At 58.5% G+C, this 14133-nt stretch carries 10 protein-coding genes, 1 tRNA gene, 1 rRNA gene, 1 pseudogene and 1 other annotated feature; of the genes and pseudogenes, 11 read left to right on the top strand and 2 right to left on the bottom strand.

The features are described from left to right. Positions 1 to 109: 109 nt before the first annotated feature. The 6 genes from rrf (at position 110) to SJY36_RS16305 (ending at position 6238) form a co-directional block, all read left to right on the top strand. Positions 110 to 224, top strand: a 5S ribosomal RNA gene (gene rrf / locus SJY36_RS16330). A gap of 69 nt (positions 225 to 293) precedes the next feature. Continuing rightward, a tRNA-Met gene (locus SJY36_RS16325) sits at positions 294 to 370 on the top strand. 139 nt (positions 371 to 509) lie between these two features. Then, positions 510 to 1088, top strand: coding sequence for an ImuA family protein (locus tag SJY36_RS16320; RefSeq protein WP_037967355.1), 579 nt, complete (start codon positions 510 to 512; stop codon positions 1086 to 1088). Continuing rightward, positions 1039 to 2502: a DNA polymerase Y family protein gene (locus SJY36_RS16315; protein ID WP_200867217.1), complete on the top strand. Its 1464-nt coding sequence runs from the start codon at positions 1039 to 1041 to the stop codon at positions 2500 to 2502. Before SJY36_RS16320 ends, SJY36_RS16315 begins: the two co-directional genes overlap by 50 nt. Beyond that, positions 2499 to 5762 (top strand): error-prone DNA polymerase, encoded by a 3264-nt coding sequence (locus SJY36_RS16310; RefSeq protein WP_081781313.1) that lies wholly within the window; start codon positions 2499 to 2501, stop codon positions 5760 to 5762. The genes SJY36_RS16315 and SJY36_RS16310 overlap by 4 nt, the downstream gene beginning before the upstream one ends. 197 nt (positions 5763 to 5959) lie before the next feature. Next, a complete protein-coding gene (locus tag SJY36_RS16305; protein WP_386176596.1) occupies positions 5960 to 6238 on the top strand; it encodes a hypothetical protein in 279 nt (92 codons plus the stop codon). On the opposite strand, the gene SJY36_RS16300 is transcribed toward SJY36_RS16305, so the two are convergent. Further along, positions 6202 to 7436, bottom strand: a protein-coding gene (locus tag SJY36_RS16300; RefSeq protein WP_386172136.1) for an IS3 family transposase whose coding sequence is annotated in 2 segments (ribosomal slippage) — positions 6202 to 7142 and positions 7142 to 7436 — 1236 coding nt in all. Because the reading frame shifts where the segments join, the coding sequence is not laid out codon by codon here. The genes SJY36_RS16305 and SJY36_RS16300 overlap by 37 nt on opposite strands. Beyond that, positions 7033 to 7149, bottom strand: a sequence feature (AL1L pseudoknot). It overlaps the preceding gene by 117 nt. Positions 7437 to 7491: 55 nt before the next feature. On the opposite strand from SJY36_RS16300, the pseudogene SJY36_RS16295 reads away from it, so the two are divergent. Continuing rightward, positions 7492 to 7803: pseudogene (locus SJY36_RS16295) on the top strand (transposase); the annotation flags it as partial. 163 nt (positions 7804 to 7966) lie between these two features. Here the strand turns inward: SJY36_RS16295 and atzF are convergent. After that, complete coding sequence (gene atzF, locus SJY36_RS16290) at positions 7967 to 9742, bottom strand: allophanate hydrolase (protein ID WP_367580983.1); 1776 nt, start codon at positions 9740 to 9742, stop codon at positions 7967 to 7969. 168 nt (positions 9743 to 9910) lie between these two features. On the opposite strand from atzF, the gene SJY36_RS16285 reads away from it, so the two are divergent. The 4 genes from SJY36_RS16285 (at position 9911) to SJY36_RS16270 (ending at position 14127) form a co-directional block, all read left to right on the top strand. Then, positions 9911 to 10813 carry a LysR family transcriptional regulator gene (locus tag SJY36_RS16285; RefSeq protein ID WP_386176594.1) on the top strand — a complete coding sequence of 301 codons (903 nt, stop codon included), beginning with the start codon at positions 9911 to 9913 and terminating at the stop codon, positions 10811 to 10813. Between the two features lie 158 nt (positions 10814 to 10971). Next, the gene (locus SJY36_RS16280; RefSeq protein WP_037967440.1) at positions 10972 to 12093 is read left to right on the top strand and encodes a BMP family ABC transporter substrate-binding protein; all 1122 of its coding nucleotides are present in this window, start codon (positions 10972 to 10974) and stop codon (positions 12091 to 12093) included. A 1-nt stretch (position 12094) separates the two neighbouring features. Further along, complete coding sequence (locus SJY36_RS16275; RefSeq protein ID WP_386176591.1) at positions 12095 to 13201, top strand: ABC transporter permease; 1107 nt, start codon at positions 12095 to 12097, stop codon at positions 13199 to 13201. Next, the gene (locus SJY36_RS16270) at positions 13201 to 14127 is read left to right on the top strand and encodes an ABC transporter permease (protein ID WP_037967436.1); all 927 of its coding nucleotides are present in this window, start codon (positions 13201 to 13203) and stop codon (positions 14125 to 14127) included. The genes SJY36_RS16275 and SJY36_RS16270 overlap by 1 nt, the downstream gene beginning before the upstream one ends. Positions 14128 to 14133: the final 6 nt, after the last annotated feature.

Here is a 14133-nt window from a genome sequence, read left to right as displayed (position 1 = left end):
TTACCCAGAATGGTGAGGGGGGCGGGAACGCGCATCCTTCGGATACGCTCTCTCCCGCTTGTTGCTCTTTTGCCAATGGCAAAAGCAGCAACATAGAGGTTTTACTCGGTTTGGTGGTCATAGCGTAAGCAAAACACCCGATCCCATCCCGAACTCGGCAGTTAAGTGCTACTGCGCCAATGGTACTGCGTCTTAAGACGTGGGAGAGTAGGTCACCGCCAAACCTAGCAAAACCTCTACGTATCTCTCAACGATGACAATTAATAAGCCAATACAAAAACATTGGCACCCGGCGCGGGATGGAGCAGCCCGGTAGCTCGTCAGGCTCATAACCTGAAGGTCGTAGGTTCAAATCCTACTCCCGCAACCAAATAAAACAAAATACGATATAAAAAACGCCCACATCGTTTGCGGGCGCTGGTCACGGCTGGATGAAAGTTCAGTGGCAGGTCAGCAAGCCGAGATGTCTTCAATGTGCATCTTTTGTTCCGTCTTGTATGATCTGAGCCATGGCCCACTTCGAATCTCACTTTCCGCTCAAGACTACCCGCACCCATGAGGTTTGCGGGGCGTCTGCCTATGCTTTTGCATATGCACTGGCCGGTCAGGTCTGTGGCGCGAATGGCGGAGCAGCGCTTTGGGTGCGTGAGGCATGGCACGGCACGCAGATCAATCCGGTGGGGGGCGCGGCATATCTTGATCCATCGCAACTGCTGATCGCGCAGGCGCCGCGTCATATCGATGTGCTCGCCTCGACCGAGGAGGCGTTACGGTCGGGGCATGTGGCAGTGGTGATCGCAGAGCTCACACAGCCCATTGGGTTAACGGAAGGGCGGCGTTTGCAACTGGCTGCGCAAGAAGGGAACGCCACAGGGCTTTGCATTTTGCCTGAAGGAATGGGGAACAATGCCGCGCAGACCAGATGGCACTGCACCCCTGTTTATGATGAAGGCAACACAGCCGAGGACTCAACTCTGCAAAATTGGAAACTTATAAAGAACAAATCAGGAACGGTAGCGGCTTGGACTGTGAAGTGGAATGCGCAAACGCGTCGCATCAGTGTGGTTTCCCCGACTGCCCAGCGATAGGGTGCTGCGCGCGCGGACGCGTGAGGCCGCCAATAGCGATCGCCCTTTCGCGCTGGTGCAACACGCGAAAAATACCGACCGCATCTACTGTTTGAACCAAGCGGCAGAGGCGCAGGGGTTGCATCGTGGCATGGGGTTGTCAGATGCCCGTGCCTATTGCCCCGAGCTTTCCAGCGCAGCAGCCAATCCCCAAGAGGACGCGCGGTTTTTGCAATCACTTGCCCGGTGGAGCAAACGATACTGCCCTTGGGTGGGGGTGGATGGGAGGGATGGTTTGGTCCTGAACATCACCGGGTCAGTGCATCTGTTTGGCGGTGAGGCGGAAATGCTGGATGATATGCGTCACCGTCTTGCGCGTGCGGGGCTGAACGGGCGTATCGCGGCGGCCGATACCCGCGGGGCAGCTTGGGCGCGCACGCATTATGCCCGCAAGCCCGATGCGGATATCACTGCATTGCCCGTTGCTGCGCTGCGTCTTGACGAGAAAACTGACACGGCGTTGCAGCGGCTTGGCTTGCGGAAAATCTCGGACCTGTTGGCTTTGCCCCGCATGACAATCGCGCGTCGTTTCGGGCCGAATGTCATGTTGCGACTGGATCAGGCAATGGGCACCCAGGACGAGACGATCACACCGATTGGCGAGGCACCGCACTATGCTGTGCGTATGACATTGCCCGAGCCGATCGGGCTGAGCGCTGATGTGATGGCGGGCACGAAAAGGTTGCTGGATCAGCTTTGCGACAAGTTGAAACGCCAGGCCATGGGGGCACGGCGATTGCAGTTAACGATGCGGCGGGTGGATCAGGGCGCGCAGCAAATCGAACTGCGTCTCGCGGCGCCAATGCGCGATGCAATGCGTATTTTGCCCTTATTTGACCGGGGGATCCGGACTGTGGATGCGGGTTTTGGCATCGACCAGTTACGGCTTGAAGCGACGCAGGTCGAAAACCTTGCCGACGCACAAATCACCGCGGCCACGGCTGCGCGCCCTGACGGGCTGGAGGATCTGATCACCCGTCTTGGTAACCGGATCGGGCTTGAAAACATTCAACGTTTTCTACCGGCAGACAGTCATATCCCCGAGCGGAGCTTTCAAATCGTACCAGCGGCCTACAGTACCGCCACGGGATCATGGTCCACTCTGCGGCTGCGCCCTTTGTGCCTGTTCCCGCCGGAACCCATCGCAGCCAGCGGGGCACGGCCGCCCGCACAGTTTCGCTGGCGCCGGATGTCGCTGACCACGGGGCGGGCGACAGGGCCTGAACGTATCGCCCCTGAATGGTGGTTGCCAGATGACAACTGGCGGTCAGGTGTGCGGGATTATTGGAAAGTGGACACAACGCAGGGCCGGCGATTGTGGTTGTTTTATACGCCGCAAAATCCGAACTGGTTTGTGCAGGGTGAATTTCCATGAAGGCGCGAAACCCGTCTCTGGATCCCGGTTATGCGGAACTGTGTTGCACGTCTAACTTTACGTTCCTGCGGGGGGCATCCCACCCAGAGGAATTGGTCTCTCGGGCGGCCGAGTTGGGGCTGAACGCCTTGGCCATCACAGACCATAATTCGCTGGCCGGGGTCGTTCGGGCCTATTCCGCTCTGAAAGAGCTTCGGCGCGAGTTGGGGGCTGATGCGCCCTTGCCAAGGCTTGTTATCGGGGCGCGGCTGATCTTGCGCGATAGCGATACCCATTGGGTCGCATTGCCCCACGATCGTGAAGCCTATGCGCGGTTGACGCGGTTATTGACCCTTGGCAAACGACGTGCCCCCAAAGGGGCCTGCTATCTGGACCTGCCCGATCTGGTTCAAGGCTGTGCAGGCATGAGCTTGATTGCAGTGCCGCAAGCGTCCCTAAAAGCCAGCCAGCCCGATATTGCGACGCTGAAAAAGCACTTTCCTGCGGATGTCTTTATCGGTGTCGCGCCGCGCTATGATGGCAGTGATCAACGCTATTTTGATGCCTGCGCCACCCTCGCGCATCGCACCGCAGCGCCGATGGTGGCCGTGGGGGATGTGTTGATGCACCACGGTGCGCGACGGCAGTTGGCTGATGTTCTGACCTGCCTGCGCCACAATATTACGATCGATCAAATCGGCACGCGTGCCTTACCCAACGCTGAAAAACGGCTCAAGCCCGAAGCTGATATGAAGCGCCTGTTCGCCCGTCACCCGGCGGCCTTGCGCCGCACGACACAGATCGCGGCAAAATCCAGCTTTTGCCTGTCCGAACTCAGCTATGATTATCCGGACGAGATCGCAGACAATGAAACGCCCCAAGACCGTTTGGCGCGGTTGGCGTCCGAGGGGCTGAAGGTCCGCTATCCCAAGGGGGCACCCGCGCGGGCGATTGCGCAAATGGAAAAAGAACTGGCGTTGGTCAAGACGCTCGATTTTCCGGCCTATTTCCTCACGGTGCATGACATCGTTCAATTCGCGCGCTCCAAGGGGATCTTGTGCCAAGGGCGGGGGTCTGCGGCCAATTCGATCTTGTGCTATCTGTTGGGCATCACCGACGTCAGCCCCGAGACGATTACCATGGTGGTGGAACGCTTTGTGTCGGAACATCGCGGAGAGCCGCCGGATATCGACGTCGATTTCGAACATGAACGCCGCGAAGAGGTCATCCAGCATATCTACGCCAAATACGGCCGGCACCGCGCCGGGCTTTGCGCCACGGTGATCCATTTCCGCTCGCGCGCGGCGATCTCCGAGGTGGGCAAGGTTATGGGCTTGTCCAAGGATGTCACGGCCAATCTCTCGGGGCAAATCTGGGGCACCAGCAATGGCGGGCCGGACCCCGAGCGCGTTAAACAACTAGGGCTTGATCTATCGGAACCGCGTCTGGCGCTGACCATCAAGCTGATTGGTGAAATCATCGGGTTTCCGCGACATCTGAGCCAGCATGTCGGCGGGTTTGTCATCACCAAGGGGCGATTGGATGAGCTTTGCCCTATCGAAAACGCCGCGATGGATGACCGCACGATCATCGAATGGGACAAGGATGATATCGACGCTCTGAATATTCTGAAGGTCGATATCCTGTCGCTTGGGATGCTCACCTGTATCCGCAAAAGCTTTGATCTGATCGCGCAACATGGGGGCAAAAAATACAGTATCGCCAGCATACCCCAAGATGATGCGCAAACCTATGACATGCTGTGCGTTGCGGACGCCATTGGTGTGTTTCAGGTGGAAAGCCGCGCGCAGATGAACTTTCTGCCGCGGATGAAGCCCCGCGCATTCTATGATTTGGTGATCGAGGTGGCGATTGTGCGCCCCGGCCCCATTCAGGGCGGCATGGTACACCCCTATATCAATCGCAGGCAGGGGAACGAAGCCGTGGTTTTCCCCTCGAAAGAGCTTGAAGACGTGCTGGGCAAAACGCTTGGCGTGCCATTGTTTCAGGAACAAGCCATGCAGATCGCTGTCGTCGCAGCCGGGTTCCTGCCAAGCGAGGCAGACCAGCTGCGCCGGTCTATGGCGACCTTCAGGCGGATGGGGACGATTGGCCAGCTTCGCGATAAATTCATCAATGGCATGTTGGCGCGGGGCTATGAAAAAGCTTTCGCCGAGAATTGCTTTTCCCAGATTGAGGGTTTTGGCGAATACGGTTTCCCTGAAAGCCATGCCGCTGCTTTTGCAATGCTTGCCTATGTATCGGCCTGGCTGAAATGCCACCATCCGGCAGCCTTTGCCTGCGGGTTGCTGAATGCGCAGCCTATGGGGTTTTATGCGCCCGCCCAGATCGTGCGCGATGCCCGCGAGCATCACATCGAAGTGCGCCCCGTCTGTGTCAACACAAGCGAATGGGACAACGCGCTTGAAAAGCGCAGCGACGGGTCGCTGGCTTTGCGATTGGGGTTTCGCCAGATCAAAGGCTTTCGTGAAGAGGATGCAGGGTGGATCGTTGCCGCGCGTGGCAATGGCTACCCCGATCCCGAAGCTTTGTGGTTAAGGGCAGGGCTTTCGCCCTCGGTTCTGGAACGTTTGGCCGAAGCCGACGCCTATGCAGGGCTTGGCTTGGGACGACGCGACGCCTTGTGGGCGGTAAAAGCGATCAAAGGCAACGCGCCCTTGCCGTTGTTCAATGATAAGATCGAGGGCGAGGGCATTGCCGAACAGCCCGTCACCTTGCCCGCAATGCATTTAGGGCAGGAAGTGGTCGAGGATTACGTGGCCATGCGCCTGTCGCTGAAAGCCCACCCGATGGAACTGTTGCGCCCGGCCATGACGGGGCTGACAGCTCATGACGCGCTGCCCGAGGTGCCTTTGGGGCCTATGGCACAAAGGCCCATTTCTGTCTGCGGTCTGGTGATCACGCGGCAACGGCCCGGTACGGCGTCGGGTGTCGTTTTCCTGACGCTTGAGGATGAAACAGGTGTGTCAAATGTGGTGGTCTGGAAAAAGGTCTATGCACAATTCCGCCGCGCGGTGATGACGGGGCGCTTGCTGCGCATCACCGGGCATGTACAACGCGAAGGTATCGTGGTGCATGTGATTGCGCATAGCATCGAAGACGTGTCGCACTATCTCAGCCGTCTCGGCCACCCGATGGATGATGCGGTAGGCATCACGCAACCCCAAGCCGACGACGCACCAAGATCCTGCACCCAACCCCGTGCCATGCACCCCCGCGATCAGGCCAAGCGCTTGTTCCCAAGCAGAGATTTCCACTAGTCGTGCGCTTAGCAGGGCGACCCATGAGCGGGTGCGCATGATGTGGGCAAGCCTTCACGCCGCGCGAAAGTGCAGCCCTGTGGTCAGGCCGTCGAGCATTCAAGAAAGCTTTTTCAATTATAGGCCCAGCCTATTTGCGTAGAAACGGCGATCCGTATTTCTTCTGTTCCAAATAATGCACAACAGGAGAGACCAAAATGAAATCCCCCACCACATTGATCAAAGGCGGCCTGCTGGCGGCCAGCCTTATGGCCTTTGCGCCGCTTACCGCCCTCGCGGATGACGTGTCGATCCGTCTGGGCCACGTTCTGCCGGAAAGCCATAGCTGGCACGTTGCTGCCACTGGTTTCGCCGAAGAGGTCAACAACCGCACAGAAGGTCGCGTTTCGATCAAGGTCTTTGAATCGCCCCGGATTTACCGGAGACCTATAGCTTCATTTCACGCGACCATATCGAGCACGTCGTGCTGTGCATAGAAGTTCTGTTCAGCCTCTGCTGGCGGGATGTTTCCGATGGGACCAAGTAGACGCCGGTTGTTGAACCAATCGACCCAGCCGAGGGTGGCCAGTTCCAGATCCTGCATGTTGCGCCACGGTCCTTGGCGATGGACCAGCTCTGTTTTGTAGAGACCGTTAATTGTCTCAGCGAGGGCGTTATCATAGGAATCCCCGACGCTGCCTACCGACGGTTCGATGCCAGCCTCAGCCAAACGCTCGGTGTAACGAATGGACAAATATTGACCGCCGCGATCCGAATGGTGAACCAATCCACTTTTCTGGACCGGCCGTCGGTCATGCAGGGCCTGCTCCAAAGCATCGAGAACAAAGTCCGTTTTGGCGGATCGTGAGACCCGCCATCCGACGATGCGATCAGCAAACGTATCGATGACGAAGGCCACATAGACAAAGCCCTGCCACGTCGACACATACGTAAAATCGCTGACCCAGAGAAGGTTCGGAGCTGGTGCTCGGAACACGCGGTTCACCTTGTCACGCGGACAAGGCGCTGACGTGTCAGGCACGGTTGTTTTGACCACCTTGCCCCGCACAGCCCCACGGATGCCAATCTGTTTCATCAACCGTTGCACCGTGCATCTTGCAACCTCAAAGCCCTCACGTTTCAACTGATGCCAGGCCTTGCGCACCCCGTAGACCTGATAATTCTCATCCCAGACACGTTTGATCTCCGGGCGCAGCTCTGTATCCCGCTGATACCGGGCAGAAGCTTTGGCCGGATCAGCGAGGCATGCCAGACGATGGTAATAAGTTGACGGCGCAATCGGCAACACCCTGCAGATTGACTCGACACCGTAAACAGCCCTTTGATCATCAATGAAGCCGATCATCGCTTGAGTGGGCGGTCGAGTTCCGCCTGCGCAAAATAAGCTGATGCCTTGCGGAGAATTTCATTCGCTTGGCGCAGCTCACGGTTTTCCCGTTCCAGCGTCTTGATGCGATCACGCTCTTCGGTTGTCACTCCGTCGCGCATGCCGCTGTCCTTCTCAGCCTGCTTGACCCATCCGCTCAAGGTTTGGGGAATACAGCCGATCTTGGGTGCAATGGCCGCGATCGCGCCCGCCTGCGTTTCGTAGGAGCCTTGATGCTCGAACACCATTCGGACCGCGCGAGCGCGGACCTCTGGCGAGTAGCGATTTGCCATTTTGCTTTTTGTCATAACCATCATCCTTACTTAAGTTGATGGTCTCCGACAAACTCGGGGCGATTCAGTGCGGCCTATAGTCCACAGCGATCGCGGAGGCCACTATCGCTGGCCTGGCTGGCTGGAACGTATCGATGCAGCAAAGCTCGTTCGTTCGATGTCACGAAAGGCGAGTTCGCAGGACAATGCCGCATGTGAAGGCTTCTTCGGACGCCTGAAGACTGAGTTCTTCTATCCTCAAGATTGGCGAGCCTTCACCGTGGCCCAGTTTATTCACGAGGTTGACGCCTACATCCGTTGGTATAACGAAACACGCATCAAGATGTCCCTTGGTGGCAGAAGCCCAATCGAGTACCGTAAAAGCCTCGGCCTTATGCCTTAAAAACAGTCCAAGTTTTTGTCCGCACCCCCCAAGGGGTCAGGATTGCCTGCCGATTGACAGTTATGGGGAGCAACTGCGACTACCAGAGATGAACCCTCGTCGATTCCGAACAGCTGGGAAACCGAAGATACGAAGCCACCTTAGAGATGGGGCGCTACGTACCTCACAGCTGCGCTAGATAACGTCGCCAATCGCCGATCTGAGTGATGTCTGTACCATCTGCAACGGCTTCGGCTTCACAAATGAACCCTTTTACCTGCCGCCCGTCGGACAGATCGACAGTGCCGATACCAAGAGGGGCGGGAATGGCTTCCAGAAAGCCGCCGACCTTTTCAAAGGGCAGGGACCACAGTTCTACCGCAATGGAAGCACCTGATCCGGGGGTGCCTTTCACCAAGCCCGGCCTTGCAGGAGGGTCGCCGGCGAGCGCGTAGAAACGATAGCTATCGGTGGTCGTCGCTGTGCCGTGATAGGTCGCGCCCCGCTTGGTCAATTGATGGTTCAACGGCAGCCCGTGCATGTGAGCGCCGCAGACCGCGAGGATCAGACCGTCGGTCGTTGCAGCTTCAAGCGTGGGCGTGCCGTTGAACGGCCAACCTGTTGCGCCTAGGTTCCGCTTCCCTGCGGCCTCCAGTGCAAGACCTGAGGCGGCGATATCCGCATCTTTGCCCGCGGCTGCTAGCAATGTGACGCTGCCCGGACGGCCATCACTGCGCGCCGGCACGGGCACGGCGATACCGCACATATCCAGCAGGTTCACAAAGTTCGTATAGGTGCCGAAGTTCGAGTTCGGACCGATCGGGTCGGCCTCTAGCTCGGCGACAGTGTGGAAGGTCGGAATGGTTGGCACGCAGAGCATATCCAAGCCCTCCAACGCGGTTTCAGCAATGCGCGACAGCTCTTTCAGACGGTACATGCCGCGAAACGCATCTGCGGCAGAAAGCGCTTCGGCCTTGCAAATGACCTGGCGCGTGACAGGCAGGATCGCCTCTGGGTCTGTATGCAAAAGATCCTCGATGACGGTATACCGCTCCGCGACCCACGCCCCTTCATAAAGCATATCCGCCACATCATAGAGCGGCGTGAAATCAATCTCGCGTATCTCGGCCCCTTGGCCGCGTAGCAGGTCCACCGCTGCGTTGAACGAAGCCTCTTGAACGGCGTCACCCGAAAAGCGGATGCTGTCACGGCTGGGGATGCCGATCACTGGGGCGGATTTTGGCGCAGCGAGGGCAGGGGCCGAGATGTGGCGTGCATAGGCATCGGCGGCGTCATAGGCGTAGGCGACAGAGAAAGCAGTATAGGCGTCCGCGACGGTGAGCGCGAAGATCGAGATCGTCTCGACCGACCGGCACGCGGGCACGACACCAGTTGCAGATAAGGCACCGAGTGTTGGTTTCAGGCCTACAATATTGTTCAGCGCTGCCGGCACCCGCCCGGACCCTGCGGTATCGGTGCCAAGCGAGAAGGCGACAATACCATGCCCCACCGCCACGCCCGAGCCGCCCGAGGACCCACCGGGCACGATTTCAGGATCGATAGAATTGCGCGGCGCGCCATAAGGGGTGCGGACGCCCACAAGCCCTGTCGCAAATTGGTCAAGGTTGGTCTTGCCGATGAAAATTGCCCCCGCCTCGCGCAGTTTGTCGACGACGAATGCGTCTTGCGTCGGGGTATAGGCATAAGCGGGGCAGGCGGCGGTTGTCTCGTACCCCGCGACATCGATGTTGTCTTTTACCGCAAAAGGGACACCCCAAAGCGGTTTGGCAGGGTCATATGGGCCAAGAGCGGCCGCTGCTGCTTGGGCGTCGGCCTCGCTTGCCATCGATAGAAAGATGCATGGGTCGTCCACTTCACGCAGTCGGGTATAGACCTGTGCGATGATTTGTTCAGGCGACACACCGCGCGCATAGGCCGCGTGAAGGTCTGGGATAGTCATCGCAATATCGGTCATAGGAGGCTCTTTTATAATTCAAATATGGTAGCCGTCGCGGGCCGTACCGCTGGCTTGCCTCAGTCGTCCTCTGTTGCGCTGCGGAATTCAAATGCTAAGAATTCACAAAAGCGGTGCAAAAAATGCATCATTATAGGTCAGGAGGTCTTTTCGGTGAAACATCTGCAAACTTTCCGCTTCATCGAGGCAGTGTCGCGCGCGGGCTCAATCCGGAAAGCGGCGGACGATATGAACATTACGGCCTCTGCCCTGAACCGTCGGATCCAACGGTTCGAAGAAGAGTTTGGCGTCGAAATTTTCGAACGCCTGCCGCGGGGTGTGCGCTTGAACCCGGCCGGTGAGTTGCTGATGCAGCATTTCCTGATGCAGGAATCCGACTTGCGGCGGGTGAGAAGCCAAGTGGCTGATCTGTCTGGCGAACGACGGGGCCATGTGACGGTAGCCTGCTCTCAGGCGCTGATCCCGTATTTTATGCCTGCGCACACCGCAGCTTATCGGCGTGACCATCCGGGGGTGTCTTTTTCAGTTCAAGTGCGTGATCGCGAAGATGCAGAGCGCGATCTGGCCGAATTCAGAAGCGATCTGGCCTTGGTATTCGAGCCTGTCCATATGGTAGACCTCGATGTGCTGATGCGTATCCCTCAGGTCATCCATGCGATTGTGCGGCATGATCACCCCTTGGCGACAAAGCCCGAGGTGCGATTACGTGACTGTCTGGACCAGCCGCATGTCATCCCGTCCCGCCGGTATGGGGTGCGGGCCATGCTGGACGATGCTGCGGCGCGGGGGTCGCGCCCGCTACGCCCCATTGCCACATCCGACAGTTTCGAGTTCATGCGCCACTATGTGCTGCATGAAGATGCCATCGCATTCCAGATCCCGATCGGGTTGGATATGGAGCGCTGCGCCGAACTGACCTCTCGCCCGCTGTCGTTACGTGACGTCGCGGCGGGTAGTCTGGTCCTGTGTCAGTTGCGTGGTCGAACCTTGCCGGTGGCTTCCGCCCGTTTCGGCTTGGCGCTTTCCACTGCATTGGAACAGTTTTCCGACGTCTAGAACGCGGCCTCGGCGCGACCGCACACCGGGTGATGCATTTTTTGCACCACTTTGTAGAAAAATGAGCAGACGTAAACACCACTTAGATTTTGTAGTCATTGAATCACATCAGATGCGCTCTCTCCTCCCAGGGCGGCGCACCATCATTGGAGATTTGAATGACACATGCACCGTTCCTGAACCGCCGTGGTTTCCTTGGTACTTCCGCCGCTTTGTTGGGCACCGCCGCAATCGGCGGTCTGGCCCGCCCCGCGATGGCGGCTGACCCTTTGACCGTGGGGTTCATCTACGTCGGGCCGAAAGACGATTTCGGCTATAACCAGGCGCATGCCGAAGGGGCAGAGGCGGTCAAGGCGATGTCTGGCGTGGTCGTGCTGGAAGAAGAGAACGTCCCCGAAAGCCAGGACGTGCAGAACTCCATGGAATCGATGATCAATTTTGACGGGGCCAAGCTGATCTTCCCCACGTCCTTTGGCTACTACAAACCTCATGTGCTTGAGACAGCGCCGAAACATCCTGACGTGCGCTTTCAACATTGCGGGGGCCTGTGGTCAGAAAGTGACCCGTCGAACGCCGGGTCCTACTTTGGCTATATCGGCATGGGGCAGTATCTGAACGGCGTTGCCGCAGGTCATGCAACCAAGAGCAAAAAGATCGGTTTCGTCGCGGCCAAGCCGATCCCTCAGGTGCTCAACAATATCAACTCCTTCCTATTGGGTGCGCGTTCGGTTGATCCCACGATCGTCTGTCAGGTGATCTTTACCGGTGAATGGTCGCTTGCCGTAAAAGAAGCCGAAGCGACCAATGCCTTGGCAGACCAAGGGTGCGATGTAGTCACCTGCCACGTCGATGGGCCGAAGGTGATCTGTGAAACTGCTGTTTCGCGCGACATTTTTGTTTGCGGTTACCACGCCGACCAGACGCCGATTGCAGGGGACAAATACCTGACAGGGGCTGAATGGAACTGGGCCAATGTATATACCGACATGGTGGCCAAGACCTTGGCAGGGGAACCGATCCCGAACTTCGTGCGCGGCGGGCTGGCGGATGGCTTCATCAAGATGAGCCCCCTCGGCCCCGCGGTCAGCGATGCGGCGCGTGCACAGTTTGAAGCCACGAAAGCAGAGATCGAGGCAGGCGGCTTTGCCGCGATCAAAGGGCCGCTGAAGGACAACAAAGGCAATGTGATCGCCGCCGAAGGGGAATCCTTTGTCGAAACCGATGTCGCGATCGAGAGCATGGACTACCTTGTCGAAGGCGTGATCGGGTCCACAAGCTAAGATGACGTTGGTTGCTCAAGCTGAAAAGCCCGCGGCCACTGCGGCGCGGTCCTTTATCGGGATCGCGCCGCGGGCCGAGGCTGTGGTGATCCCGATCTGTGCTTTGCTGGCCGGTTTCGCGTTATTTAGTGTCTTTTTGCTGATGGTCGGGAAATCCCCGGTCGCGTTTTACCAGCTGGTCTGGAAGGCGGGATTCTCGTCTGCTTTCTCGTGGCAGAACACGCTGTCGCGCGTGGCACCTCTGGTGCTGGCGGCACTGTGCGTCGCACTTCCCGCGCGGCTGGGGCTTGTGGTTATCGGCGGCGAAGGTGCGATTGTCCTGGGCGGTCTTGCCGCTGCCGTTGCAGGCACCGTCGTTGCGGGGATGCCCGCCGCTTTTGGCATGGTCACAATGGCGATTGCCGCGATTATCGTCGGCGGTGTCTGGATCGGTGCCGTGGGCGCGCTGCGGATCAAACGGGGCGTGAACGAAACAATTGCATCCTTGTTGATGGCCTATATCGCGATTGCGCTGTTGAACCACTTTGTCGAGGGGCCGTTCCGCGATCCGGCATCGCTCAACAAACCCTCCACCGTGCCACTGACAGAGAGTTTGCGCGTCGGGGATATGCCGTTTCTGCCGTCGCATTGGGGCATTCTTGCGGGCGTGCTTGCCTGCCTCTTTGCATGGGTCTTGATCGAACGCACAACGCTGGGGTTTGCCGCGCGTATTGCGGGTGACAATGTGCGTGCCGCGCAGGTGCAAGGGCTACCCGTCGGGCGTCTGGTGATCGGCTTTACCGCACTTGGCGGTGCCTTTGCAGGGCTGGCGGGCTATTTCGAAGTGGCGGCGGTGCATGGCTCTGCAAACGCTTCGCTGATCGCGAGCTATGGCTATACCGGCATCCTGATCGCCTTTCTCGCACGGCATAACCCTTTGGCGATCCTGCCGGTTGCGGTTCTGTTCGGCGGGTTCGAAGCCTCTAGCGGGTTGATTCAGCGACGTATGGAGCTGCCCGATGCGACGATCCTTGTCTTTGAAGGCATCGTGTTCCTGGTGATCCTGCTGAGCGAGGCGCTGTACGGGCGGGTGCCAATCTTTACCGCTGCATATTGGGAGAAACGCTGATGGAACAGGTAGATGTCGGCCTTTGGGGCGTTCTCATCGCCATACTGGGCGGTGCCATCCGCGTCTCGACTCCGTTCATATTTGTCTCGCTGGGGGAACTGCTGACCGAACGTTCCGGCCGGTTCAACCTTGGCTTGGAAGGGACATTGGTCTTCGGCGCAATGAGCGGCTACGCCGTTGCTTACGAGACCAACAGTGCGTTTGTCGGCGTTTTGGCGGCGGCTGCGGCGGGGGCCTGCTTTGGGTTGTTGCACGGGTGGATCTGCAAGTTCAAAGGGGTGAACGACATTGCTGTCGGGATCGCGATGATGCTGCTTGGCATGGGGCTCGCCTTCTTTTGCGGCAAACCCTACATCCAGCCGCAGGCACCTGATCTGCCTGCAATCAGCTTGGGCTGGTGGTCGGATATCCCGCAGCTTCGGGCGGCACTCGAGGTAAATGTGTTGTTCATCGTCGGCGGGCTGCTGGCGCTTGCCATTGCATGGATGCTGCGTACCACCCGCATGGGGCTGCGCTTGCGCGTTGTCGGGGACAGTACCGACGCGGCACGTGCCATGGGATTAAACCCCGATCGCATCCGGCTGCTGGCAACCGGCGCAGGCGGGGCGTTGGCAGGCGTCGGCGGTGCCTATCTGTCGCTTTACTATCCCGGCAGCTGGACGGAAGGCATTTCTTCGGGCCAAGGCCTGATGGCCATTGCGCTGGTGATCTTTGCCCGATGGAACCCGATCAACTGCTTTTGGGCGGCATTGCTCTTTGGCGGGGCGGGCGCACTTGGCCCGGCCTTGCAATCGGTGGGCATCACCGAAGGCTATTACCTTTTTGGTGCGGCACCCTATGCCCTGACACTGGGCCTTTTGATTCTCACCAGCGCGCCCGATCGCGCGGTACAAGGCGCACCGCTTGCGCTGACACTGACGAAATAAGGATAG

It is taken from the genome of Sulfitobacter sp. R86518 (assembly GCF_042466275.1).
Taxonomy (GTDB): domain Bacteria; phylum Pseudomonadota; class Alphaproteobacteria; order Rhodobacterales; family Rhodobacteraceae; genus Sulfitobacter; species Sulfitobacter pontiacus.
Note: the sequence above shows the minus strand (reverse complement) of the source record. Positions and strands in the feature narration are given on the sequence as shown.